Here is a 23,363-nt window from a genome sequence, read left to right on the forward strand (position 1 = left end):
CCCCCGCCGCTTCTCGGGGCCCCTTCGGTAGCCTCGACGGAACGTGTTCGCCCGCCCGATGAACCAGAAGATCGCGGTCAGCGTCGTGTTCGTCGCGGCGATGTTCATGAACATCATGGATGCCACGATCGTCAACGTCGCCCTTCCGACCCTGGGCCGCGAATTCCACGTCCGGCCGGACTCGGTCGACACCGTGGCGATCGGATACCTGGTCAGCCTCGCGGTGTTCATCCCCGCATCCGGGTGGCTCGGCGACCGTTTCGGCAGCAAGAAGGTGATGCTCACCTCGGTCGTCATCTTTACGGCTGCATCGGCGCTGTGCGGCGCCGCGACAAGCCTGCCCGAACTGGTCGTGTTCCGGATCCTGCAAGGAGTCGGTGGCGGCCTCATGGTGCCGGTCGGGATGGCCCTCCTCTACCGCACCTTCCCGCCGGCGGAGCGGGTGCGGGCGTCGAGCATCCTGGTCGTGCCGACGGCGATGGCCCCCGCGCTCGGCCCGGTCCTCGGTGGCCTGTTCGTCACCGAGGTCTCGTGGCGTTGGGTGTTCTACGTGAACCTTCCGATCGGCATAGCCGCGTTCATGTTCGGGTTCTACTTCCTGGAGGAACGGCGCGAGCACGCGGCCGGGGCCTTCGATGTCGCCGGGTTCGTGCTTTCCGCAGCGGGCCTCGGTCTGGCCATGTACGGGGTGTCGGAGGGGCCGTTCCGCGGCTGGGCCGACCCGATGATCCTCGGCACCATCTGCGCGGGGGCGCTCCTGCTGGTCGTACTCGTGTTGATAGAGCTGCGCACGCCGCAACCGATGATCGACATCAGGTTGTTCAAAGACCGGCTGTTTCGCAGCTCCTGCGTGGTGCTGGCGCTCGGGTCGGCCGCTTTCCTGGGGCTCCTGTTCCTCGTCGCACTGTTCTTCCAGGACGGGCTCGGTCTGTCCGCCCTCCAGTCGGGTCTGAGCACGTTTCCCGAGGCGTTGGGCGTGATGCTCGGCGCGCAGGTGGTGACACGCCTGCTCTACCCCGTGCTCGGCCCACGTCGCGTCATGATCGGCGGCCTTCTCATCCTCGCCGTGACTCTCGGGCTCATGACGCTGATCGGCAGCGACACCAACCTCTGGTGGATGCGACTCCTGCTCTTCGTGAGCGGGTACGGGATGTCTCACGTCTTCGTGCCGGCACAGGCGGCAGGCTTCGCGACGATCTCGGCTGCGGACACCGGGAGGGCGTCCACGGTCTTCAACGCCCAACGCCAGCTCGGCGGCGCCGTCGGTGTGGCGATGCTGAGCAGTGTCATCGCGGCGGTCGGTCCGGTTCGCATCGTCTCGCACCGGGTCCTGCCCAACCTCTCCTCGTATCACACGGCGTTCATGGTGGCGGCCGGCGTTGCGGTCCTCGCAGCGGTAGCCGCTCTGACGGTCAACGACTCCGACGCAGCGCACACCATGGTCCGCCGTGGCAGCGCACGCGCGACGGCCGGGGGGCAGCAGACGGCGGCCGCGCCGGCGACCGCGTGAGCCTGACGGTCTAAAGAGGCTCTTTAGGCGAGCGAGCCCGAGCGGGCGATCGCCTTCTCGTCCGTGCCGAGATAGGAGGCGATGACAGCAGGGTGGTTGAGGACCTCGGTAGGGGTCCCCTCGGCTATGACAGAGCCGAGCTCCAGGGCGATCAGCCGGTCGCAGAGGCCGCTGAGCAGCGGCATGTCGTGCTCGATGATGAGGATCGAGCAGCCGGTGCGTTCCCGGATGCGCCGAAGCAGGGGCCCGAGAGCCTCGGTCTCCTTCTGCGCCACACCTCCGGACGGCTCGTCCAGTAGCAGCACCTTCGGATCCTGGGCCACGATGCACGCCAGGTCCACGATGCGGCGGGTTCCGGTCGAGAGCTCTCCCGTGAGCTTCTGCCGGTAGGCACCCAGGCCCATCAGGTCGATCATCTCCTCGACCACGTAGGACATCGCCAGTTCGGACTCGTAGGACGCGGGAAGCTGCAGGGCCGCCGCGAACATGTCACGGCTGGCGAGGTGCCGCTCGCATGCCACCGCGATCGTCTCCGCGACCGTCAAGGACGGGAAGAGCAGCGCGTCCTGGAACGATCTCCCCATCGCGCCCCTTGCGCGTTGGTGCGGGGGCCAGTCGGTGACGTCGACGCCGCGGAGGATGATCCGCCCGCCGTCGGCCTCCAGGAATCCCGAGACGCAGTCCATGAGGGTGGTCTTGCCGGCCCCGTTGTGGCCGATCAGACCGACGATCTCCCCCTGGCGGACATCCAGGTCGACGTGGTCCACCGCGGTGATGCCACCGAAGCGTTTCACCAGGTCGCGGCACTGAAGCACCACTTTCGCATCGGGCGGGACGCGCGGCGCCTCTGCCTTCGCCCGGCTCTTGGTGGAGCGGGTCCTCGCGGGCTTCTTCTGCCCTTCGACGTCGAGCGCGGACTCGGCCGCGTCCTGGGCGCCGGCACCGGCGATGAACACGGACCGCAGGATGTCGGGTCGCTCGAGTAGCTCTGCAGCGGGCCCCTCGAAACGGACTTCACCCTTCTCCATGAACACCGCGCGCTTGGCGAGGTTGAGCGCCACGTTGATGGACTGCTCGACGATCACGATCGTGGTCCCGCGGCTGTGCACCTCCTTCACGACCTCGAGGAGCTGGCCGACGATGGTCGGCGCCAGGCCAAGGGACAGCTCGTCGATCATGAGTAGCTCGGGCTGGGTCATCAGCGCGGAACCGAGCGCGAGCATCTGCTGCTCTCCCCCGGACAGGTTCCCGGCCATCTGGTTGTGGCGCTGTGCCAGGACCGGGAACAGGTCCAGCACCTCGTCGCGTGCGATCTCGATCCGCTCTTGGTCGTCGCGTATGAGCCACGCAGCCATCCGCAGGTTCTCGGCCACCGTCAACGTCGGGAAGACTCCCTTGCCGCCGGGCATCAGCGAGATCCCACGCTTTGCGGTGACGTCCGCTGACAGCTTCGTGATGTCCTCGTCCTTGAACGTCACCTTGCCGGCCTTGGGCCGCACCAGACCGCAGATGCCCTTCAACAACGTCGACTTACCGGCACCGTTGGTGCCGAGGAGGGCGACGATCTCGTCAGGCCACACGTCGAAGTCGACCCCGAAGAGAATCTGGACGGGGCCGTAGGCCATGTCGATGCCGCGGCATGCCAGCAGAGGGTCCGTGATCGGTTCGATCTCGGTCGTCACGTCGACGACGTCCTGGTTGGGAGTCGATCGGCGGGGCGTCAAGACTTCACCTCCAGGGGAGCTGTCTCCGCCGCCTTGACGGAATGGGCGGAACCATTGCCGTTCCCGTGGCCGTTGGATGTCGCGGCCTGACCCGAGGCGATGGCCGTGAGAAGGTCGTCCTGGCGGCCGCCTCCGTCGGCAGCACGCTTGTCGGCGACGAGGCTCGGCACGAGGATCCCCCGCCGGCTGGCGACGACCCTCAGCAAGCGGTCCCTCACGTCATATACCACCTGGCCGAAACCACCCGGGATGACCTGAAGGACCCACAGCAATGCCGCGCCGCTGACCGCGAGGTGGAACTGTCCGAACGCCGTGATCGACTCCAGGTACTTGAAGATGAGCACCCCGAGGAGCACGCCCGTAACCGAACCGAGACCGCCGATCACCGAGTACCCGAAGACGGTCATGCTGTCCACGGGTGCGAAACTGCCCGGGTTGAGCGCCTGAAGGAGGTAGACGTCGAGTGCGCCGGCCACGCCCGCGATCACGCCGGCCACCGCGAACCCCGCCAGCTTCACGTTGGTGGTCGGCACCGATACCGATGCAGCCGCCCGCTCGTTGTCACGCACGCCTATGAGCACACGACCCGCTCTTGCTTTTCGCATGCCCATGGTGGCGAGGATGGTCAGAGCCAGGAATGCGAGGCAGGTGAGGTAGAGCTCGTAGTTGTTGTCCAGGTTGAATCGCTGCAGCAGCAGTGGACGCCGGACTCCCTGGAGAGGGATCAACTGGGGGAGAGTCGACTGGTTGAGGAAGTACTGGTCGAGTGCGACCGCGACCGCAAGCGTCGTCACGGCCAGGAACAGTCCCTTGATCCTTAGAGCAGGAAGCCCGACGAGCAACGCTACCAGCGCGCCGACGGCACCCGCCGCGAGGATCACGAAGAAGAAGTCCGCGTTCCAGTGGGCGACCATGTTGCCGCCAACGACACCCGCCACACCGGCTATGCCGAACTGTCCGAGACTTATCTGGCCGCCCCAACCGGTCAGCACCACCAGCGACACGCCGACCATTGCCCAGACGATCGCGAATCCGGCCAAAAGCTGGTTGCTCGATCCCCATGTGTGTGGGATGACGATGAACGCTGCGATCACCGCAGCGAGGAGCGCCCGGCGGAACCAGATCACCTCGGGGAGCTTCTTCAACTCGTCCGGTATGGGCTTCAGCACGCTTACGGCGGACCACGAGGACGTGCCGGATTCCTGGGCTCTCGACAACTTCCCCGACTGGGCGAGAAGGGCGACGATTATGACCCCCAAATAGATGGGCCACACCAGGGCAGGACTTCCAGTCGTGTTCCATCGAACGAGAGAGTCCATAATTCCTAGGGCGATGCCGGCCCCAAAGGCGGTGGGCATCGACTCCATGCGCGCGACGATCGCCACTGCGAGCATGGGCACCAGGACGGTGGGGCCGTTCGAAGCAACCCCGGGCTTGACCCCCTCGAAGGGCGCGGACAGCATGTAAGTGAGGACCGCGAGAGCTCCGGCGAGGGTCCACACGATCGTGGCGAGCCGCCGGACTGGGACACCCAGCAGTAGGGCGCGGTCGCTGTTCTCGGCTGCCGCCCTGATGGCTATGCCGGCGTCTGTCCGTAAGAGGAACCAGCCGAGGAAGGCGAGCACGGCTGGCACGACGGCGACCGCGAGAATCTCGGCGCTGTGGAACGTATAGACGTCGACGTGCACTGCCACACTGAATGGTGGCGTGAATGCGCCGGTTAATGATGTGAACCCCTCCTGCTTGGACCCGAGCAACTCGAGCCCGCCGAGCACCTGGGCGAGGCCGATGCTGGCGACGAGCAGGATCAGACGGGGAGCGTTCGCAAACCGCCGGATTGTCGACACCTCGATCAGCGCGCCGAGTGCACCGCCGGCGATGACCGCGACGGGCAGCGCGATCCAGTAGTTGAGCCCGTGAACCTTCACCAGGCCGATCGCGAGGACGCCGATGATGCTCCCCATTGCGCCGTGTGCGAAGTTGATGAACCGGTTGGCACGGTACACAAGGATGAGGCCCATAGCGCCCAGGGCATTGACAGAGCCATACACAAGGCCAAGAAGGATGATCCCGATGGGGGATTTCTGGTGGACGTACCCGTGCGGTCCGGTGGTGAGGAGAGCGACGAAATAGGCGACAACCACCGCTGCGATCACCGAGGCGACCCGCGCCCGGCCCGATAGACCCCGCCAGCGTCGCAGGGCGATGGCAGCGGCACTCATGACTGCGGGATCGGGCAGGCGGGCTTACCCGCGGGGATGTTGTTCAGGTCCCAGCGGGCATTGTTCGTGTAGTTCACGAACGCCCCCTGCTTGCTGTTGTAAGGGGAGATGGTCGTGTTGCTCCAGCAGATCTCACGCACGTCGTTGGGCGTTGTGTACTGCTGCGGGTTCCATCCCCAAAGACCGGCCGGGCCCACCCGCGGGGTGAACTTGAACATTCCCGCCTGGAAAGACGTCGGTGTGAGATTCGGGCCGGCCAACTGGATCCCGATAGCCAGCATGTCCATCTGCAGGTAGATGAGGTTCACGAAGAACGACGGTTCGTCGCTGCGCTGGGTCTTGTAGGCCGCGTAGCCGATCGTCTGCGTGTACGGGATGCTCGGCGCGTTCGGGCTGATGCCGAAGGCGTGTGCCATGAACTTCGGGTTGTACAGCTGGCCCACGTAGTCCTGGTCGGTGAGGGCCGTACCGATATCGATGAACTCCGGGAACCAACCCTGCTGAGCGGCGGCACCGGATAGGTACACCGGGAAGATGGGATCGCAGCCGCAGATGATAGTGGTGACGCCGTCGGATTTCATCTGAGCGACGAGGTTGTCCGCATATTGCGACTCACGACCGAGGTCGAGCGGGTAGTAGTACTGCTTCGGCGTGCACCCGTGGGCACCCATTATTTGCTTGAACACGTCGGCCGAGACCTTGTAGAGCTCGTTCTCCGGGGCGATGCCTCCAAACACGCGGGGCTTCGTGTTCAGACCCGCGCCCGCGTAGACAGCGGGTGGTTGTGTCCCGCCGTTGGGTGAGCAGAGCTTGGCCACGGCATAGTTGGCGGCGGCAGTGGCCACCTTGGTGCCGTCGGTCGCGATGGACCAGTCGTATGGGGCGTGCTGAGTGTGCCAGAAGTTCGGCATGTAGGGATCGCCGAAGCCCAGGATGGCTCCCTGGCCGCCCTGCTTCCAGAGCGCGGTCGCGTACGGCTCGGATTCGGCGGTCAGGTCGGCGAAGACGTGCATGCCCCTCGCCGTCTCGGCATCCGCCTCGGCGGCCGCCTCGCCGTACCCTTGCAGCTCGTTGGAGAGCGATCCCTGGCCGGTGAAGAAGTGGAGGACGATCTTGCGGCCGTAGAACTGGAAGTGGGTGTTGAAGTAGTTCGCCAGCGCCGTCAGGGTGCGCTGGTTGTCGGCATTGCTGTCACGCAGCTGGGCTCCGGCGAGTTGGGCGAGGGTGTTCTGGAAGCTCTGGTCCGTCGTTAGGCGCACCGATACGTCGATGGTGTTCGCAGTGACCCCCTGCCAGGTGGCGCCGCCGTTGCTGCCCGAGAACGTCTCGCACGGCGGCGAGTACGGGTCACCCGGCACCTGCAGGGACTGGCCGTTGCACGCTGCCACCGTGCCGCTGGCCGACTTGGTGGCCCCGGCCGAGGCGGCCGATCCAGCACTGCCGGCTGACCCAGCCGAGCCCGCCGTGCCACCCGTGGTGACAGCTGGGCCGCTCGATCCGGACTGCACTGCGCCGGCCTGGGTGCCAGTGCCCGCCGAGACGACGTTGGTCGTCTTCGGGATCCTCGAGGGCACCAGGAGGGCGACGATCACGACAAGCGCCGCTAATGCAGCTGCCGGGCCGTAGCCACGCATCAACCGGTTTCGAACACCGGGCGCGGTCCCATTGGGGGAAACTGCCATGAGTTGTTACTCCTCGAAGCTTGCGGTGTTGAGGGTGCGTCGGATCATCCGCCGGTCTGCTTCGGCCAGTAGCCCGAGTAAACCGAGCACGCCCAAGCCGATCCCGAGCAGCGGTCCTGCTGCCTCAGTTGTCACTGATGCTGCCGGTACGACTCGTTGCTGGTTGTTGGAGCCCGTGGAGGACGGTCCCGATACTGCCTGCCCGGGAACCCCGGCGATTGCTGGTGTTCCCGCGGTCGCGTCCAAACCGCTGCTGCCGGGCAGGAGCGAGCTCGACCCGCTCGAAAGGCTGCCGAAGCTGAATTCGGCCAGGTTGAAGCTGTTGGTTGGGAGCGGGCCGCTGGAAGCGTTGACACCGCCGAGTGCGATGTTGAAGTAGCCGGCGGCGGTGAAGGAAGCGACCGTGATGTCGGCGACGGTGATCGGCGTGTCGGTCTGGCAGAGCGCTTGCTCGAGCTGGCCGGTCGGGTCGTTCTGCTCCACCGGGGCCAGCGAGTTCCACGGGGCTGACGTGTTGGCGAAGCCGTTCTCCAGACCGTTGGCCAGCGGGTAGTAGTTCGGCTCCACCACGCCGGAGATCACCGGGTCGGTGACCCCGTTGCGGTTGCTGTTGGGGACGACCGCGATCTGGAGCGGCGACTCGAACTGGATGCCCGACGGGTTGTACCCGGTCGGCGGGGCAAAGGTCGGGCTCGGGCCGCTGATCGTCACCCCGATGTTGCTGAGAACCTGGTTGGCGGCGTTCAGCACCTGCGACGGGTCGGCCGTCGGGACGGCCGTTCCGTTGATCGTGGCCTGCCCGATCGTGAAGGTGCTGGTGGCCTTCCCGTTCGCCGGATAGTCAACTTGCCAGTGGAGATGGCTCAGTGTCACCAGGCCGGCGATAGTGACCTGACCGATGTCGGCGGTCGCGGCCGCGTCTCGGGCTCCGTTGACCAGACCGGACCACGCCTTGCTGGCAACACCCGATATGCCGATGAAGTTGTTGGCCGCGTTGACTGGGCCGGCGAAGGTGGTATCCGCTTCGCCGTAGGGGGTGTCCGAAGCGAGCACGTGCTCGACGCTGCCGTCAGAGTTATGGTCGCTCGGGCTGGGCCCTGCGGACGACTGGTCGGTGCCGCCCGTGGACGGCGTCTCCGCCTGTATTGGGTCCGGCACGTAGTTCGCCAGCGCAGTCGGCTGCTGGCCGCAGTTGTAGCCCTTGATCGACGTTCCGACCGCACCGAGATCGAGGCCCTGGGACTGGGCGCGCGCGATCTTGTCGGTGTGCCCGGCAAGAGCCTCGTCGAAGACCGCCCCGACAGCCAATGAGCCTTCGTGGGGTGTCACCTGGAAGCCCTGGGCATAAGAGGAACCGACGCCCGGGTCGCCGTCCGCGACCGCCGTCCCGCCCGTCGCCAGACCCAAGGCGCCTGCGGCGATCATGCCGCCGGCTGTGGCCGCGGCTGCCCAGCGACCGTAACGCCAGAGACCACTTCTTCGAGCGCTCACTTAGCCATCCCCCGGATCCAATGACTGTCCGCAGCCGCAGCGGCCGCGGGATGTATTGAGGGACTATTCGACGGCAGCCTTACTCTGTCCTTCTGCCATAGGCCGGGCACGTCACAGGACAACACGTTCATATCCCCCTGAATACGCCGAAACGGTACACCCGGGACCCTACCCCTTGTCCGGATGAATGATTCGGCAGGCACAGCCCGGAACTTCATTTGCGCCACTCTGGGTGGCGCCCCGCCCAGCCCCTGACCGGTTCGAGTTGGGCCGCCAGGCTGATCAGGAGGCTCTCGCTGCAAGCGGGACCGATGAGCTGGGCTCCCACGGGCAGTCCCTTCCTGGTGAATCCGGCCGGGACGCTCACCCCCGGCCACCCCAGCACGTTCCACGGCCAGGCGTACGGGCAGGCGCCGGCCATCAACTGGTCGGTGGCCCAGCCCCCGAGCCCCTCGAACGCTCCTATGGGGATGGGCGGCTTGGCGGTCGTCGGCGCCAGGATGACGTCGAAGCGTTCGAATATGCGCCCCACCCTTGCCGCGAAGAACGGCTCGAGGCGTCGCGCCAAACGAAGCGGGGGCCCGCTCAGGATGCGGCCGAGGCGACCGTTGGCGCGAGTCCTGGGGTCGAGCAGGTCTTCGTCGGGCACGCGGTTGCACCAGTCCGCCACCCCCGCTGTGGAGCGCGGGACGAAGGACAGCCCGATCAGCCCGTAAGCGGGATCCTCCTCCTCCACGTCGTGGCCAAGCCCGGCGAGGTCCTGCGCGACCGACTCGACCGCCGCGCTCACCTCGCCGTCGAGTGATGTCCTCACGAGGCTGAAGGGGATCCGGGTGGAGAGCGCGATGCGCAACCGCCGCGGCGATCTCGTCGCCGAGGCCGCGAACGGCTCCGCCGGCGCCGGGGGCTTGTGAAGGTCCAACCGGTGGTTCCCAGTGAGCACGTCGAGCAGCAGCGCGGCGTCGCCTACGGTGCGCGCCAGGGGGCCGTACACAGTGATCCCGTTGAACGCCTCCGGGTCGGGCCAGGTGGAGATCCTCCCCCGCTGAGGTTTGATACCGACGAGGTTCGTCCAAGAGGCGGGAATTCGTACGGATCCAGCCCCGTCCGACCCGACAGCGGCCGCGACCACCCCGGTAGCTACGGCCACAGCCGATCCACCCGACGACCCGCCCGGGGAGTAGCCGGTGTTCCACGGGTTGCGAGTCGCCCCGAACGCGCTGCTCTCGGTCCATGGCCACTGCCCGAACTCAGGGCTGTTCGTCTTGCCGATCACTATGGCTCCGGCCGCTCGCAGGCGGCGAACCGCCTCGCCGTCGTCCGCCTTTGGCTCGAAGTCTCCCGCACAGCCGAAAGGAGTCGTCTCTCCCGCTATGTCGCTGTCGTCCTTGATCGCGATCGGTACCCCGAGCAACGGGAGCCGCTCTCCCTCCGCCAGGCGTTTGTCTGCCGCCCTCGCCTCTTCGATCGCCGCATCAGCGCGCAGTACGCGGAAGGGATTCAGGACCGGCTGCACATCTTCCGCCGCTGCGATGGCGCGTTCGACCAGCTCGACCGAGCTGACGTCTCGGTTGGCCAGCAGTTCCGCTTGGTCGGCAAGGGCGGTGAAGCGTTCGTCACCGTCGGGCATGACCTATCTATTTGTGCCCGCCGCCCACCTTTTCCTTCTCGTTCGCGCGGCGAAGGACGCTGAGCTCCACGGTTCCGATCCCTTTGAGCTTGTGGGGACGGATAGGCCTGACGGTGTACCTCTCGTCGCGGGAGATGGTCTCAGCCAGGGCCGCCGACACGAGGACGGTACCGGGGCGGGCCGCCATGGTGGCGCGCGACGCGAGGTTGACCACCGGACCGTAGAGATCTCCCGATTGCGCCAGCACGCTGCCCACAGCCACGCCGACCCGCACAGAAGGAAGGTCGGGCGAGTCAAAAGACTCCGCCAGGGAGACCGCGATCTCGGCGACGAGAGCAGGGTCGGACGCGAACATGACCTCGTCGCCGATCATCTTGACCACGCGCCCCCCACCGCCGACCACGATGTCGAGGGCGAGAACCTCGAAACGCTCGATCAGCTCGGCGGTCTCGGTGTCGCTCAACTGCTCGCTGAGGGACGTGAACCCGACAAGGTCTGCGAAACCTACGGCGACGGCCCGGCCGCTGCCCTCGCTGGCCGCCGTCTCGGCCAGCTTGCGCGAGACCGAGTCGAGCAGGTGGCGCCGGAGCAGGTATCCGACGACCGATTCCAGGTCGTCGACTCGCTGCTCGGGCGGGGTGGACAACGCCCCCTCCCGGCCGGTTGCAACATCGCTGGTAACACGGTCGACCCAGAACCCGACGACGGCGTCCGCCATCCTCGATGCCGCGAGCCCGAGCGTGCGCGTGAGGTGGAGTATCTCGGCCGGGCTGAGCCCGTCCTCGTCCATGAGCGCCTTGGCCTTCTCCAGGGCGTGCAGGTCCTCCTCGAAGAAGGCGGCCTCGTCGTGGGGCACGTCCGGTAGGCCCATCGCTCTTCGGAGCCGCCGCGCCAGCTCCCCGTCCACACCCGCTTCCTCCGCCAGCTCGTCCGCGGTGAACTTGCGCTTGTGAGGTATCGCGCCCTCGGCGAATGCCTCGAGAGCCTGCTCTATCCGCTGCTCGGGGTCGACTTGTGGTTCTGGTTGCACTGTTTCGTTGGCTACGAGACGTACCCGGTCAGGACCGGTCGCGCCACCAACCCACGAACATGCGGTAGAGGATTCCGCGCTCCGGCTGCTCCGCCGCCGGCCCTTCCGCGTAGAAACGCTGGAAGGCGGCCGTGTCGTCGGATGTAGTCGAGGTCTCCTGCGGCTCTTCCATGTGAACCGATACTAAACGACCTCTCCGGCGGGGCCGACCCTGGAATTGGGACCCCACCCCTCGGCCTGATTACCCGATTACGCGGCGCGTTCGAGGATGTGAACCCCGCAGGCGGAGCCGAGCCCGATCACGTGGGCGAGGCCGACCTTGGCGTTGTCGATCTGGCGGTCCTTGGCCTCACCGCGGAGGTGCTGGCAGACCTCCCAGATGTTGGCGATACCGGTCGCTGCTATCGGGTGGCCCTTCGACTCGAGGCCACCGGACACGTTCACCGGGGTCTTCCCGTCGCGCCACGTGGCACCCGACTCGAAGAACGGGACGGCCTCACCTGGCTTGCAGAGCATCAGGTTGTCGTAGTGCACGAGCTCCGCTGTTGCGAAGCAGTCGTGCAGCTCGACGAGGTCGAGATCCTCCGGGGCGACGCCGGACTGTGTGTACGCCTGCTGCGCGGCGTTCCGGGTGAGGGTGTTGACGTCGGGCAGCACCTGGCAGGCCTCCTGCCACGGGTCCGTCGTCAGGATCGATGCAGACACCTTCACCGCCCGCCGCTGCTGGTCGGGATCGAGGGTCTTGAGCTTCGACCCGGACACCACGACCGCCGCGGCGGCACCGTCACAGTTGGCCGAGCACATCGGGCGGGTGTTCGGGTAGGCGATCATGACGTCGTTCATGATCTCGTCGAGCGTGAACTTCTTCTGGTAGGCGGCCAGGGGGTTCAGGGTGGAGTGGGCGTGGTTCTTCTCGCTGATCCGCGCGAAGAGCTCAAACGAGGTGCCGCCGTACTTGTGCCCGTACTCCATGCCGATCTGGGCGAAGACGCCGGGCATGGTTTCCGTGCCGATTCGCCCATCGACCGGGACGACAGCACCGTAGCGACCCCTCGGCTCGTACTTGTTGGAGTCCTTCTTTGCCTGCCCACCACCACCGAGAAGTCCGGCACCTGCGAGCTTCTCCACACCGACTGCGAGGCCCATGTCGCATTCGCCGGCCTTGACCGCCATGATCGCCGTCCGCAGCGCTGTCGCGCCTGTCGCGCAGGCGTTGGCGACGTTGTAGACCGGTATCCCAGTCTGGCCGATCTGCTTCTGGACCTGCTGGCCGATCGGAGCGCCGGCGCCCATCAGGTTGCCGGCAGCCAGGACACCTACGTCTTTGACTGTCACGTCGGCGTCGGCGAGCGCCGCCATCGCAGCCTCCGCCGCCAGGTCCACCGTGTCGAGCTCGGGGTGCTTGCCGAACCTCGTCATGTGGATTCCCAGGATCCAGATGTCGTCGCTTGCCATGTCAGTTCCCCTCCACGGGCTCGAAGCCGAAGCCGATCGCTTCGGTTCCCTCGTCGTCGGTCCCGACCACGTAAGTGGCGAGACGCACTTTCATTCCGGTGCGCACATGCTCGGGGTCGGGCGAAGTGTTGATCACGTTCCCCCTGACACTTGTGCCGTCGCAGTCCACCACGCCGGCCACGAACGGGACGGGAATGCCGGGCGCCGCGTAGGCGACGATCGTGTACGCACGAAGCTCGCCCTCTGTCGGGACGTCGACCTGCTTGAAACCTTCGGCCTTCCCGCAGGACGCACAGGCGTTTCTCCGGTCGAAGAACCGGGCCCCGCAGGACTTGCACTCCTTCGTCACCAGGTGGGGGTGGTCCCCGAGCACCAGGTAGTCGACCAACGGGACCTGCTGGCCCATCTCCCCTCCTTATGAGGCGTTTCGGCGGCGCACGGGCGCGCGGTTGGCCACCCTACGCCAGTCCACTCCCGGGCCGCTAACTTCGGCCGCATGCTCGCCGCCTACGCCGCCCGCGTCTCGCCCGACGATCCGATCTCGGCTCTCGAGGTCGGCGAACGCCCCGATCCCGAGGCGCCCGACGGCTGGGTGACCGTCGACGTGCGCGCAAGCTCGCTGAACCACCACGACGTCTGGTCGCTGCGCGGCGTCGGCCTCACCGCCGAGCAGACCCCGATGATCCTCGGCTGCGACGCCGCCGGCGTAGACCCCGAGGGCAACGAGGTGATCGTTCACGCCGTGATCGGCGACCCCAGCGCAGGGAGGGGGGACGAGACATTCGACCCGAAGCGGTCGTTGCTGTCGGAGAAGCACCAGGGGACGATCGCGGAGAAGGTCACCGTCCCCAAGCGCAACCTCGTCGCCAAGCCCGCGGAGTTGTCCTTCGAGGAGGCGGCGTGCCTTCCGACCGCCTGGCTGACCGCATACAAGATGCTCTTCAGCCGCTCGGGCCTCCGCCCCGGTGACACCGTCCTCGTGCAGGGTGCCGGCGGCGGCGTGGCGACGGCCGCGATCGCTCTGGCCAGGGCGGCCGGGTACAGGGTGTGGACCACGAGCCGCAGCGAGGCGAAACGAACCAAGGCCCTCGAGCTGGGCGCTCACGAGGTGTTCGAGTCGGGGGCGCGCCTGCCCGCCAGGGTGGACGCCGTGATGGAGAGCGTCGGGGAGGCGACCCTCGGACACTCGCTGCGGTCGGTGCGCCCGGGGGGCAGGATCGTCGTGTGCGGAGCGACTTCGGGGATGACGGTGCCGGTCGAGCTGGCACGGGTCTTCTTCCAACAGGTCGAGGTGGTCGGGTCGACCATGGGGAACCGGATCGAGCTGGAAGGGCTCGTGTCGATGCTCGTCGCCACGGGGCTGCGCCCCGTGATCGACACCGTGCTGCCGCTGGCGGAAGCCCGAAAAGGCTTCGAGCGGATGATCGGCGGAGACCTCTTCGGGAAGGTCGTCTTCGCCTGACGCTGTAGGGTCCAGTACGTGGAGAGGACGATCTTCGAGGAGGAGCACGAGCAGTTCCGCGCGGCGATCCGCGCGTTCTTCGAGAAGGAGGCTGTCCCCCACCAGCAGGAGTGGGAGAAGGCCGGGGTCATCGATCGGTCCCTGTTTGCCAAGGCTGGCGCGAACGGGTTCCTCGCGATGGCGGCGCCGGAGGAGTTCGGCGGTGGCGGAGTCGACGACTTCCGCTACAACCAGGTCATCGACGAGGAGATCCAGTACCTCGGGCTGGGCGGGGCCGGCCTGGGCATCTCGCTCCACAACGACATCTGCCTCCCGTACTTCCTCACCCTCGCCGACGACGAGCAGAAGGCCCGTTGGCTGCCTGGCATCTGCTCGGGCGAGCTCATCACGGCGATCGGCATGACGGAGCCGGGCATCGGCTCGGACCTCGCTTCGATGTCCACGACCGCGATACGCGACGGCGACGACTACGTCGTCAACGGTGCCAAGACGTTCATCACCAATGGCATCAACGCCGATCTCGTCGTGACGGCGGTCAAGACCGACCCCTCGCAGAAGCACAGGGGTATGTCGCTCCTCATCATCGAGCGCGGGATGCCCGGGTTCGAAAGGGGGCGCAACCTCGAGAAGGTCGGGCTGCACTCGCAGGACACCGCGGAGCTGTTCTTCAACGACGTCCGCGTGCCGGTGGCCAACCGCCTGGGTGACGAGGGCACCGGATTCACCAGCCTGGTAACCAACCTCCCGCAGGAGCGCCTGTCGATCGCGATCGCCGGCGTCGCAGCCGCGCGGGCAGCACTCGACTGGACGATCGAGTACTGCAAGGAGAGAAAAGCGTTCGGCCAGCCGATCGGCTCGTACCAGAACTCGAAGTTCGTGCTTGCGGAGTGCGAGACCGAGGTGCGTGTTGGCCAGTCATTCGTCGACGACTGCGTGATCGCGCTGAACGAAGGCGAACTATCCGCGGAAGAAGCCGCCATGGCGAAGTGGTGGTGCACCGAGTTGCAGAAGAAGGTCGTGGACCGCTGCGTGCAACTGCACGGTGGTTACGGCTACATGCTCGAGTACCCCATCGCCCGCGCCTACGTCGACGCCCGGGTCACCACCATCTACGGCGGCACCACCGAGATCATGAAGGAGATCATCGGCAGGAGCCTCGGCTTCTAGACGCCTTTCGGGGCCTGCTGGGCCATGAAACCGAACATGTAGCCGGCCACTCGGCGTATCTGGATTTCCTCGGCACCCTCGGTGATGCGGTAGCGGCGATGGTGCCGGTAGATGTGCTCGAACGGCTTGTGGCGCGAGTAGCCGAGGCCCCCGTGCACCTGCATGGCGCGATCGGCGGCCTCGCAGCACAGCCGGTTCGCCCAGTAGTTGCACATCGATACCTGCCGGGACTGGGTGAACGGCCCGTCGCGGTCCATCAGCCAGGCCGTCTTGTGGATGAAGGCCCTCAGCATCTCGCACTGGGTCTGTAGCTCGACAAGCGGGAACTGGATGCCCTGGTTCTCAGCGAGCGCTTTGCCGAAAGGCTTTCGTTCCTTCGCGTAGGCGACCGACTCGTTGATGCAGTACTGGGCCGCGCCGAGCGATGAGGCAGCCTGGCGGATCCGGTTCTCGTTGAAGAAGTGCTGCACGATGGCCAGACCCCGGCCCTCCTCGCCGAGGATCGCGCTGTGCGGGACCCGCACATCGGTGAGCGAGACGTGCGCGTGGTCTGTCGGCATGTTGAAGGTCCAGAGGTACTCCTCGATCTTGAACCCGGGAGAGTCGACGGGCACCAGGAACCCGGTGATCCCGCGACCGTCCCCCGGCTCGCCCGACGTGCGGGCGAACACCAGGTCGTGGCCTGCGTGATGCACGCCGGTATTGAATGTCTTCTCGCCGTTGATGACCCACTCCTCGCCCTCGCGGCGCGCGGTCGTCTCCATGTACGTCGCATCCGAGCCGTGTGCAGGCTCGGTTATCCCGAAGGCGAAGCCACGCCGGCCGGCGGCCAAGTCCTCGATCCACTCGGCCTTCTGCTGCTCGCTGCCGTAGTGGATCATGAGAAGCAGGCCGACGTTGTTGCCGACGATCGAGTGCTCGTTTTGCAGGTCGTTGTGGAGGCCGAGCCCCTTCGTCGCGAAGTGCTCGCGGATGACGGCCATGCCGAGGTTCGTCCCGTCGCGACCGCCGTACTCGGCCGGGAACGCGTACCGGTAGTGACCGGCCTTGTCGGCCCTCCGGCGAGCTTCGGCCAGCAGCGCCTCCCATTCCCGGTTGGGCAGGCCGCCCCGGTCCCAGTCCGTCCTGGCGTCCTCGCGCCGGTGGTCGAAGAAGCGGACGTTGTCGTCTTGCTCCTCGAGCGGCTTGATCTCCGCCTCGATGTACCGGTCGAGCTCGCCGAGATACTCGGTCAGCTCCTTGGGAAGTTCGAAGTCCATCAGGTGTACGTCTCCAGGTAGGTCGGGTTGTTGACTTGCAGGCGGGCCGTCACCAGCGTGCGGAGCACGCCGCGCAACTGGTAGCCGTCTTCGAGAGCACCCGACCGGATCGCGTCCGACAGCTCGCGCTCCGAGGACACCCCCAGCGACGCGAGGGCCGCATCACACAGGCGGTTGTTGTCACTGCCCAGCTGGAGCTGGCGCCTCACTATGTTCAGCGCGTTCACCGCGACTCGCAGATGGAACCTCGGCCGGCCCGAGAGCGCGCCGGCGACGTCTTTTTCCAAGAACTCCACCACCGACTCGACGAGCTCGACAGCCGTTGGCGTCCCGTACCGGTCCGCGTTCACGTCACCGCATCCAACAGGTCGAGCTCCGTCTCCGCCACCCGCCGGCCGATCGTGGCGAGCTCCACCGAGCGGTCTGAACCTCCGAGATGCCGCGACGCCTGGAGCAGGCAGATGATCCCCCACCGCAATGAGGCGAACACCTCCCACCACCGCAGCTCCTCCAGGTCAACGCCCACGCCGCATTCGTCGGAATAGGCGCCGAGCAGATCGCCGTAGTGGCCCATGCCGCCGACCGGATTCGGTCCCCTGAATCGCCAGGGGCGCGCGCACAACCATCCGAGGTCCTCCAGCGGGTCGCCACGGTGCACGATCTCCCAGTCGAGAACCGCTCTCACGCCCTCCGGACCGATGATCAGGTTGCCGAGCCGGAAGTCACCGTGCACGAGGGTCGACGGCTGCCCGCTCGATGCCGGACGGTTGCGCTGCAGGTACTTGAACGCCCACTCGAACGTCGGGACGGGCGTATCGAGAAAGCGGAATATCTCCTCCCACCTCTCGAGTTGGCCCTCCTCGGCGAGACCGGGCACCGCGTCGACCGAAGCGTTGCGGAGCCGGCCTAGGATGCGGCCGCACTGCTCGGCGAAGACGCTGCGTGCGGTCCCGTACTCGTCGCCTCTCAGGATGTGGCGGGCGAGTGTCTCACCTTCGACGCGTTCCATGATCATGTAGGGCGCGCCGAACGGGTCGGTCCGATCCGACGAATGCAGGATGGTGGGGACGGGAACCTTCACCGCGCCGGCAGCCTCCATCGCCGCCGCCTCGGTGCTCACTGCTACGCGGTTCGCGCCCGGTGCGGCGACGCGCAGGATGCAGCCCCGCGGAACCAAACCCGGCAGGTCGAAAGACCAGATCCGGCTGGTCGCTCCGGCGGACAGCCGCTGGATGTCGACCGGATGAACGAACGCGGGTCCGAACACTTCGTGCAAGACCTCTGCGAGGGGCCCCGGGTCTACGGCGAGGTCTTTCACTGAGAGCGGACGACGGGATTCGAACCCGCGACCCCAACCTTGGCAAGGTTGTGCTCTACCAACTGAGCCACGTCCGCAGCGGGCTTCCAAACTAGCAGACCGCGTGGCGACGGCTTCTCAGCGGAGCGATCTCAGGCAGAGGATATGGGGGTACTGCACGCCCGGGTAGGGAGTCTCGAACCCGACTGTTCCGTCGGGGCAGGATGGGCTTCCCGGCGTGCTCGCCACGATCTGTACGACCTTCACCACCGCAGATGAGGAGGCGCACGGAACCGGGTTCGCCGAGTACTTGGGGTGCCCCTCCGCGGTCCCATGCTGCGCCAGGCACTTGCCGAGCAGCGCGGCGGTGGCCGCTGCCTCCTTCTTGACGTTGTTTCCCGACGGCCGCATCACCTGCACGATGGCAATCACCACCACCAAGACTGTGACCGCCAAGGGCACCAGGCGCCATGGTGTCCGCCATCCCGGCCGGGGCGTCCGCGAGCGAGCAGGTGCCGGAGTGGGCGGCTCCCAACCCTCCGGCCTGGGGGGAGCATCGACACCCGGCGACCACATGACCCACGAATCCCTGTTCGGGTCGAGGAACTCGATGGGACCCTCCCGCCCGCGCCGGCGCCACCGGATACCGCGGTGCAAGGTTTCTTCGAAGTCGGCTGGCACGGTGGCCCTACTTCAGCAACCGGGACAGGCGCCTGTCCGCCAGCGGTTTCCCGCCCGTCTGGCAGGTGGGGCAGTACTGCATCGACTTGGTCGCAAACGACACCTCCCGCACCGTGTCCCCGCACACCGGGCAGGGCTCGCCTGAGCGACCGTGCACCGAGAGGCCGCTCCTCTTCTCGGACTTGAGGCCGCTCGCGGGGAGTCCGGCCGACCGCTCGACCGCGTCGCGCAGGACGCCCACGAGCGCCGCATGCAGGACTGATACCTCTTCGTCGGTCAGCTTGCCCGCCGGCTTGTACGGGGACATACGAGCTGCGTGCAAGGCCTCGTCCGAATACGCGTTTCCGATCCCGGCTATCACCGACTGGTCCGTGAGAACGGTCTTCAAGTTGCCGGACCGCCCAGCCAGCGCCGCTGCCAACTGTGAAGGACCGAAGCCGGGCTCCAGTGGATCGGGCCCCAAGCGCGCCACGCCTTCGACCTCACCCACGTCTCGCGCCACCCATACGGCCAAGCGTTTCTCGGTCCCCTGCTCGGTCACGTCGAACCCGGCTCCGCCGTCCACGCCCATCCGCAAGGCCAGCGGCCCGCGGCCCGGTTTCGCCCGCGCAGGGCCCAGCTGATCCCTCCACTGGACCCATCCCCCGCGCGCCAGATGGACGACCATCGAGACGCCGGCGGCGTCGAAGATCAAGTACTTGCCCCGCCTGGCCACACCGTCGATGGCACGTCCGCGAAGCGACTCGACCGGAGGGTCGTACGTCTTCAACGCGGAGAGTGCGCCCACCTCGACGCGCTCGACTCGCCGTCCTGCGAGCTTCGAGTCGAGGAACCCGACGAGCGCTTCGACCTCCGGTAACTCTGGCACCGCTACCCCCTAGCGGCCGGTGTGGCCGAAGCCCCCGAGCCCCCGCTCGGAAACCGGCAGTTCCTCGACAGGCCGGAAGACGGCCTGCTCGACCCTCTGGATGACCAGCTGCGCGATGCGGTCACCGCGGTGTATCTCGAAGTCCTCCTTCGGATCGGTGTTGACCACGATGACGGCGAGCTCGTCCCTGTAGCCGGAGTCGATCAGGCCCGGGCTGTTGGCCATCGTCACGCCATGGCGCAGCGCCAGACCGCTTCGGGGCTGCACGAAACCCGCGTAACCCTCGGGGATCGCCAGGCGGATCCCCGTCGGGATCAGCGCCCGCCCGCCCCCGGCCTCGACGACGGCGCCGACGCGCGCCACGAGGTCCGCGCCGGCGTCCCCGGTCCGGGCGTAAGACGGGAGGGGCAACTCAGGGTCCAGTACCACGACGGGCACATCGAGCACCGGTCGAGGGTACCGACAGCACGGCCCGGCGTGGGGCAGGGGCCCATCCGGGCGAAACAGCACGGCCCGGCGTGGGGCAGCGTTTCATCCGGGTAACGTGCCGGCGGTGCTTGCATGGATGGATCTCGAGATGACCGGGCTCGACCCCGCCCGGCACACCATCGTCGAGATCGCAACCTTGATCACCGACGACGATCTCGAGATCGTCGCGGAGGGACCGGACCTGGTCATCGCCGCTGACGCGGAGTCGTTGAAACTGATGGACGACGTCGTGAGGACCATGCACACGAGGAGCGGACTGCTGGCGGCAATCAAGCAGTCCGACGTCACGCTCGAGCAGGCGGGTAAGGCGACGCTCGAGTTCCTGCGCGAGCATATTCGCGTGGAGGGCAGTGTCCCTCTGTGCGGCAACTCCATCGGGACGGATCGAAGGTTCCTGGCTGCGTGGCTCCCCGAGATCGACGCCTTCCTGCATTACCGCTCGATCGACGTGTCTACGGTCAAGGAGCTGACCCGGCGCTGGTATCCCGAAGCGTTCGTCAACACCCCGAAGAAGCACGGGTCCCATCGCGCCCTGGACGACATCAGGGAGAGCGTCGCCGAGCTTCGCTACTACCGGCAAGCGGTCTTCCGCCAGCCCGAACCCCCCGCATCCGCTTCCGCGGGGCCTAGCTGAAACTCTTCTGAAACTCGCGAAGGGTCCTAGCGCTATAGGCGGGTCCCATGGCACCATGGCCCTACGGTCCGGTGCCTGCCAAAGAAGCACCGGCGTACAGCAGGGAGGTCTCGTGAGCGTTCAGCGTACGAGCGAACCAGCCACCCGGGCGGCCGAGCAGGTCATAGAGGACGCCCTAGGACACAGGCGCCGCACGGCACGGGACGTGCGCCACACGTCGAAAGCCAGGCTGCACGAGTTGGCCGGCGACGACGAGCTCATGGAGGACGCGGACCTGATCTGCCCGCAGCCCTCTCACGACCTCGGGCGCAAGACTTCTCCGCCCCGCAAGGGCGAGCCCAAGCCCGGCCGGCGGTCGGGCTTCAAGGTCTGGAAGACCCCGTTCTGGAAGCGCCGGCGAACGCTGTGGGCGGAGCGCAACGCCGCGGAGCGCCGGATCCTCGAGGAGGGCTGACCGCGAGGAGTCAGCTCTTGGGCTGGAACTCCAACGCGAGCGAATTCATGCAGAAGCGCTGGCCCGTCGGCTGTGGCCCGTCGTCGAAACGGTGCCCGAGGTGGCCGCCGCACCGCCTGCAACGAACCTCCGTACGCACCGTGCCGTGACTGCGGTCCTCGACGAGCTCGACCGCCTCCGCGACAGCCGGCTCGTAGAAGCTGGGCCAACCGCTTCCTGACTCGTACTTCGTCGAGGCGTCGAACAGCAGCGCTCCACAGCCGGCACAGGTGTAGGTGCCGTCGTCGTGGTTGTTGACGTACTTCCCCGACCACGGTCGCTCGGTACCGGCCTGGCGGAGCACCTCGTATTGCTCGGGGCTGAGCTGTGCCTTCCACTCCTCGTCGGTCTTCTTTACCTCTGGTGCCATGTGACCAGGGTACGCGGATTGTGTCATTAAAGCCCGCCCGGGTCTCCGTGCCTGGCCGTCTACCACGTGTCGACGCAGGGGCGCTTCTTGTGGGTTCTCGGAGCGGGTGGCGGGGCGGCCCGAAGGACCGCCAGGATCGTGGCCCTTGTGGCCGCCGGGTCGATGACGTCGTCTATCTCGAAGTGCGTCGCCGCGTTGAGGGCCTTTCCGTTGCGGTACGCGGATGCCACGAGCCGTTCGAACAGCGCCTCCCGCTCCGCTGGATCGTCCTCCGCCTCGAGCTCCTTCCGGAAGCCGAGACGGACCGCGCCTTCTAGTCCCATTCCGCCGATCTCGCCGGTCGGCCAGGACACGGTCAGCACTGGCGCGCGGAAGCTTCCGCCGGCCATCGCCTGCGCGCCGAGGCCGTAGCCCTTGCGCAGGATGACGGTGACGTAGGGAACCGTCACGCTGGACCCCACGACGAACATACGGGCGAAATGCCTGACTTGCGCTGTTCGTTCCGCCTCTGGCCCGACCATGAATCCCGGCGTATCGCAAAGGAACATCAGCGGGATGTCGTGGGCGTCGCACAGCTGCATGAAGCGCGCCGCCTTGTCCGCTCCGTCGGAATCAATCGCCCCGCCCAGGTGCCCGGGGTTGTTTGCGACCACCCCGACCGGCAGGCCCTCCAACCGGACCAATGCGGTGACGATCCCGGGTCCCCATCCGCCTCTCAACTCCAGCACCGAGCCGGTGTCGGCAAGGCCCGATATCACACGACGCACGTCGTAGACCCGCAGCCTGTCCTCGGGGACGGCGGCGCGAAGCTCACGCTGGTCAGCACATTCCCAGTCAACGACCGGGCCCTGGAAATACGACAGGTACTTCTTCGCAGCGCCGACCGCTTCCGCATCACTACCGACGAGGATGTCGATGACCCCGTTCGGGTACTGCACGCTGACCGGTCCGACCTCGTCCGGCGCGACCTTCCCGAGTCCGCCGCCCTCGATCATCGCCGGTCCCGCCATGCCGATGCTGGCGTCCTCTGTCGCGATGATGACGTCGCAGCACCCGAGAAGCGCTGCGTTGCCGGCGAAGCAACGACCGGACACGATCCCCACCAACGGCACCAGCCCGCTCAAGCGCCCGAACAGCGCGAAGGCCATGACTTCCAACCCGGACACCGTCGGGGCGTCGGTGTCGCCCGGGCGCCCTCCCCCACCTTCGGCGAAAAGGAGGATGGGCAGGCGCATGCGCTCGGCCAACTCGAAAAGGCGGTCCTTCTTGCGGTGACCCTGGTAGCCCTGTGTGCCGGCGAGGACCATGTAGTCGTAGGACATGACGGCGCAGTGCGAGCTGGATTGGCCGAACAGATCGCCGTTGACGTGGGCGAGGCCGCCGACGAACCCGTCGGCGACGGTGTTCTGGATCAGGTCCTCCATGCTGCGCCTGTCGCGCTGCGCGGCGACGGCGAGCCCGCCGTACTCGACGAACGAGCCACGGTCGCAGAGATCGTCGAGGTTCTCGCGCGCCGTCCGGCGCCCGTAGGAGTGGCGCTTCGCAACGGTTTCGGGGCGCGAGGTGTCGAGGGTGACGGCGTGACGCTCGATCACCTCGGAGAGATCCGCCCTGACCGCAGTGGGATCCGGTGACTCTCCAGCTGATTGGGACGCCGCGTCGACCTCGCCTTCTTCGACGAGGAGCAGGTGGTCGCCGGTGGCGACGGTGTCACCGGGGTTCACGACCACGTGGCGCACGGTGCCGCTCGAAGCGGCCATGACCTCGTGCTCCATCTTCATCGACTCGAGGATGACGACGGGGCGGCCGGCGATCACTTGGTCGCCGGGACCCGTGAGAACCGCTGCGACGGTGCCGACCATCGGGGCAACCGTGGGAGTCAGCGTCTGGTCGGGCATC

General features: G+C 66.9%; 22 protein-coding genes and 1 tRNA gene. 5 read left to right on the plus strand and 18 right to left on the minus strand.

Annotated features, from left to right (window positions below):
• Positions 1 to 43 precede the first annotated feature (43 nt).
• The gene (locus VNF71_07530) at positions 44 to 1,510 is read left to right on the plus strand and encodes an MDR family MFS transporter (GenBank protein HVA74402.1); all 1,467 of its coding nucleotides are present in this window, start codon (positions 44 to 46) and stop codon (positions 1,508 to 1,510) included.
• Positions 1,511 to 1,533: 23 nt separating this feature from the next.
• Here the strand turns inward: VNF71_07530 and VNF71_07535 are convergent, their stop codons facing one another.
• The 9 genes from VNF71_07535 to VNF71_07575 form a co-directional block, all read right to left on the minus strand.
• Positions 1,534 to 3,234 carry an ATP-binding cassette domain-containing protein gene (locus tag VNF71_07535; protein ID HVA74403.1) on the minus strand — a complete coding sequence of 567 codons (1,701 nt, stop codon included), beginning with the start codon at positions 3,232 to 3,234 and terminating at the stop codon, positions 1,534 to 1,536.
• Positions 3,231 to 5,456, minus strand: coding sequence for an ABC transporter permease (locus VNF71_07540; GenBank protein ID HVA74404.1), 2,226 nt, complete (start codon positions 5,454 to 5,456; stop codon positions 3,231 to 3,233). The genes VNF71_07535 and VNF71_07540 overlap by 4 nt, the downstream gene beginning before the upstream one ends.
• Positions 5,453 to 7,138 (minus strand): hypothetical protein, encoded by a 1,686-nt coding sequence (locus VNF71_07545; GenBank protein HVA74405.1) that lies wholly within the window; start codon positions 7,136 to 7,138, stop codon positions 5,453 to 5,455. Before VNF71_07545 ends, VNF71_07540 begins: the two co-directional genes overlap by 4 nt.
• A gap of 6 nt (positions 7,139 to 7,144) precedes the next feature.
• Positions 7,145 to 8,629: a hypothetical protein gene (locus tag VNF71_07550; GenBank protein ID HVA74406.1), complete on the minus strand. Its 1,485-nt coding sequence runs from the start codon at positions 8,627 to 8,629 to the stop codon at positions 7,145 to 7,147.
• Between the two features lie 214 nt (positions 8,630 to 8,843).
• Positions 8,844 to 10,259 (minus strand): amidase, encoded by a 1,416-nt coding sequence (locus tag VNF71_07555; protein ID HVA74407.1) that lies wholly within the window; start codon positions 10,257 to 10,259, stop codon positions 8,844 to 8,846.
• A 7-nt stretch (positions 10,260 to 10,266) separates the two neighbouring features.
• Positions 10,267 to 11,289, minus strand: coding sequence for an adenylate/guanylate cyclase domain-containing protein (locus VNF71_07560; GenBank protein ID HVA74408.1), 1,023 nt, complete (start codon positions 11,287 to 11,289; stop codon positions 10,267 to 10,269).
• 28 nt (positions 11,290 to 11,317) lie between these two features.
• Positions 11,318 to 11,461, minus strand: coding sequence for a hypothetical protein (locus VNF71_07565; protein HVA74409.1), 144 nt, complete (start codon positions 11,459 to 11,461; stop codon positions 11,318 to 11,320).
• Between the two features lie 77 nt (positions 11,462 to 11,538).
• On the minus strand, positions 11,539 to 12,744 hold the full coding sequence (locus tag VNF71_07570) for a thiolase family protein (protein ID HVA74410.1): 1,206 nt from the start codon (positions 12,742 to 12,744) through the stop codon (positions 11,539 to 11,541).
• A 1-nt stretch (position 12,745) separates the two neighbouring features.
• The gene (locus VNF71_07575; protein ID HVA74411.1) at positions 12,746 to 13,150 is read right to left on the minus strand and encodes an OB-fold domain-containing protein; all 405 of its coding nucleotides are present in this window, start codon (positions 13,148 to 13,150) and stop codon (positions 12,746 to 12,748) included.
• Positions 13,151 to 13,240: 90 nt separating this feature from the next.
• Here VNF71_07575 and VNF71_07580 point away from each other — a divergent pair, with 90 nt between their 5' ends.
• Positions 13,241 to 14,206, plus strand: coding sequence for a zinc-binding dehydrogenase (locus VNF71_07580; protein HVA74412.1), 966 nt, complete (start codon positions 13,241 to 13,243; stop codon positions 14,204 to 14,206).
• A gap of 18 nt (positions 14,207 to 14,224) precedes the next feature.
• Complete coding sequence (locus VNF71_07585; GenBank protein HVA74413.1) at positions 14,225 to 15,373, plus strand: acyl-CoA dehydrogenase family protein; 1,149 nt, start codon at positions 14,225 to 14,227, stop codon at positions 15,371 to 15,373.
• Here the strand turns inward: VNF71_07585 and VNF71_07590 are convergent.
• The 7 genes from VNF71_07590 to dut all read right to left on the minus strand — a co-directional run bounded on the left by VNF71_07590 (position 15,370) and on the right by dut (position 19,925).
• The gene (locus VNF71_07590; protein ID HVA74414.1) at positions 15,370 to 16,632 is read right to left on the minus strand and encodes an acyl-CoA dehydrogenase family protein; all 1,263 of its coding nucleotides are present in this window, start codon (positions 16,630 to 16,632) and stop codon (positions 15,370 to 15,372) included. The genes VNF71_07585 and VNF71_07590 overlap by 4 nt on opposite strands.
• On the minus strand, positions 16,632 to 16,982 hold the full coding sequence (locus VNF71_07595) for a DUF6285 domain-containing protein (GenBank protein ID HVA74415.1): 351 nt from the start codon (positions 16,980 to 16,982) through the stop codon (positions 16,632 to 16,634). Before VNF71_07595 ends, VNF71_07590 begins: the two co-directional genes overlap by 1 nt.
• On the minus strand, positions 16,979 to 17,950 hold the full coding sequence (locus VNF71_07600) for a phosphotransferase family protein (protein HVA74416.1): 972 nt from the start codon (positions 17,948 to 17,950) through the stop codon (positions 16,979 to 16,981). Before VNF71_07600 ends, VNF71_07595 begins: the two co-directional genes overlap by 4 nt.
• 4 nt (positions 17,951 to 17,954) lie before the next feature.
• Positions 17,955 to 18,027, minus strand: a tRNA-Gly gene (locus VNF71_07605).
• A 40-nt stretch (positions 18,028 to 18,067) separates the two neighbouring features.
• Positions 18,068 to 18,391 (minus strand): hypothetical protein, encoded by a 324-nt coding sequence (locus VNF71_07610; protein ID HVA74417.1) that lies wholly within the window; start codon positions 18,389 to 18,391, stop codon positions 18,068 to 18,070.
• A 226-nt stretch (positions 18,392 to 18,617) separates the two neighbouring features.
• Positions 18,618 to 19,478, minus strand: a complete 861-nt coding sequence (locus VNF71_07615) for a DNA-formamidopyrimidine glycosylase family protein (protein HVA74418.1) — start codon at positions 19,476 to 19,478, stop codon at positions 18,618 to 18,620.
• Positions 19,479 to 19,487: 9 nt separating this feature from the next.
• On the minus strand, positions 19,488 to 19,925 hold the full coding sequence (gene dut / locus VNF71_07620; GenBank protein ID HVA74419.1) for a dUTP diphosphatase: 438 nt from the start codon (positions 19,923 to 19,925) through the stop codon (positions 19,488 to 19,490).
• A gap of 106 nt (positions 19,926 to 20,031) precedes the next feature.
• Between dut and orn the strand changes: the two genes are divergently transcribed.
• Together orn and VNF71_07630 are read left to right on the plus strand one after the other, a co-directional pair.
• Positions 20,032 to 20,601, plus strand: a complete 570-nt coding sequence (gene orn, locus VNF71_07625; GenBank protein ID HVA74420.1) for an oligoribonuclease — start codon at positions 20,032 to 20,034, stop codon at positions 20,599 to 20,601.
• A 112-nt stretch (positions 20,602 to 20,713) separates the two neighbouring features.
• The gene (locus VNF71_07630) at positions 20,714 to 21,055 is read left to right on the plus strand and encodes a hypothetical protein (protein ID HVA74421.1); all 342 of its coding nucleotides are present in this window, start codon (positions 20,714 to 20,716) and stop codon (positions 21,053 to 21,055) included.
• Between the two features lie 10 nt (positions 21,056 to 21,065).
• Here the strand turns inward: VNF71_07630 and msrB are convergent, their stop codons facing one another.
• Both msrB and VNF71_07640 read right to left on the minus strand, forming a co-directional pair.
• Positions 21,066 to 21,464 (minus strand): peptide-methionine (R)-S-oxide reductase MsrB, encoded by a 399-nt coding sequence (gene msrB / locus VNF71_07635; GenBank protein ID HVA74422.1) that lies wholly within the window; start codon positions 21,462 to 21,464, stop codon positions 21,066 to 21,068.
• Between the two features lie 59 nt (positions 21,465 to 21,523).
• Positions 21,524 to 23,362, minus strand: a complete 1,839-nt coding sequence (locus tag VNF71_07640; GenBank protein HVA74423.1) for a carboxyl transferase domain-containing protein — start codon at positions 23,360 to 23,362, stop codon at positions 21,524 to 21,526.
• Between the last annotated feature and the right edge of the window lies 1 nt (position 23,363).

This window comes from Acidimicrobiales bacterium (assembly GCA_035533095.1).
Taxonomy (GTDB): domain Bacteria; phylum Actinomycetota; class Acidimicrobiia; order Acidimicrobiales; family Palsa-688; genus DATLUM01.

Bases quoted from the DNA above. Each gene is read 5' to 3' on its own strand.
- VNF71_07540 (HVA74404.1), bottom strand. From the start codon at position 5,456: ATGAGTGCCGCTGCCATCGCCCTGCGACGCTGGCGGGGTCTATCGGGC.
- VNF71_07590 (HVA74414.1), bottom strand. From the start codon at position 16,632: ATGGACTTCGAACTTCCCAAGGAGCTGACCGAGTATCTCGGCGAGCTC.
- VNF71_07640 (HVA74423.1), bottom strand. From the start codon at position 23,362: ATGCCCGACCAGACGCTGACTCCCACGGTTGCCCCGATGGTCGGCACC.
- VNF71_07555 (HVA74407.1), bottom strand. From the start codon at position 10,259: ATGCCCGACGGTGACGAACGCTTCACCGCCCTTGCCGACCAAGCGGAA.
- VNF71_07575 (HVA74411.1), bottom strand. From the start codon at position 13,150: ATGGGCCAGCAGGTCCCGTTGGTCGACTACCTGGTGCTCGGGGACCAC.
- msrB (HVA74422.1), bottom strand. From the start codon at position 21,464: ATGGCACCAGAGGTAAAGAAGACCGACGAGGAGTGGAAGGCACAGCTC.
- VNF71_07570 (HVA74410.1), bottom strand. From the start codon at position 12,744: ATGGCAAGCGACGACATCTGGATCCTGGGAATCCACATGACGAGGTTC.
- VNF71_07545 (HVA74405.1), bottom strand. From the start codon at position 7,138: ATGGCAGTTTCCCCCAATGGGACCGCGCCCGGTGTTCGAAACCGGTTG.
- VNF71_07565 (HVA74409.1), bottom strand. From the start codon at position 11,461: ATGGAAGAGCCGCAGGAGACCTCGACTACATCCGACGACACGGCCGCC.
- VNF71_07580 (HVA74412.1), top strand. From the start codon at position 13,241: ATGCTCGCCGCCTACGCCGCCCGCGTCTCGCCCGACGATCCGATCTCG.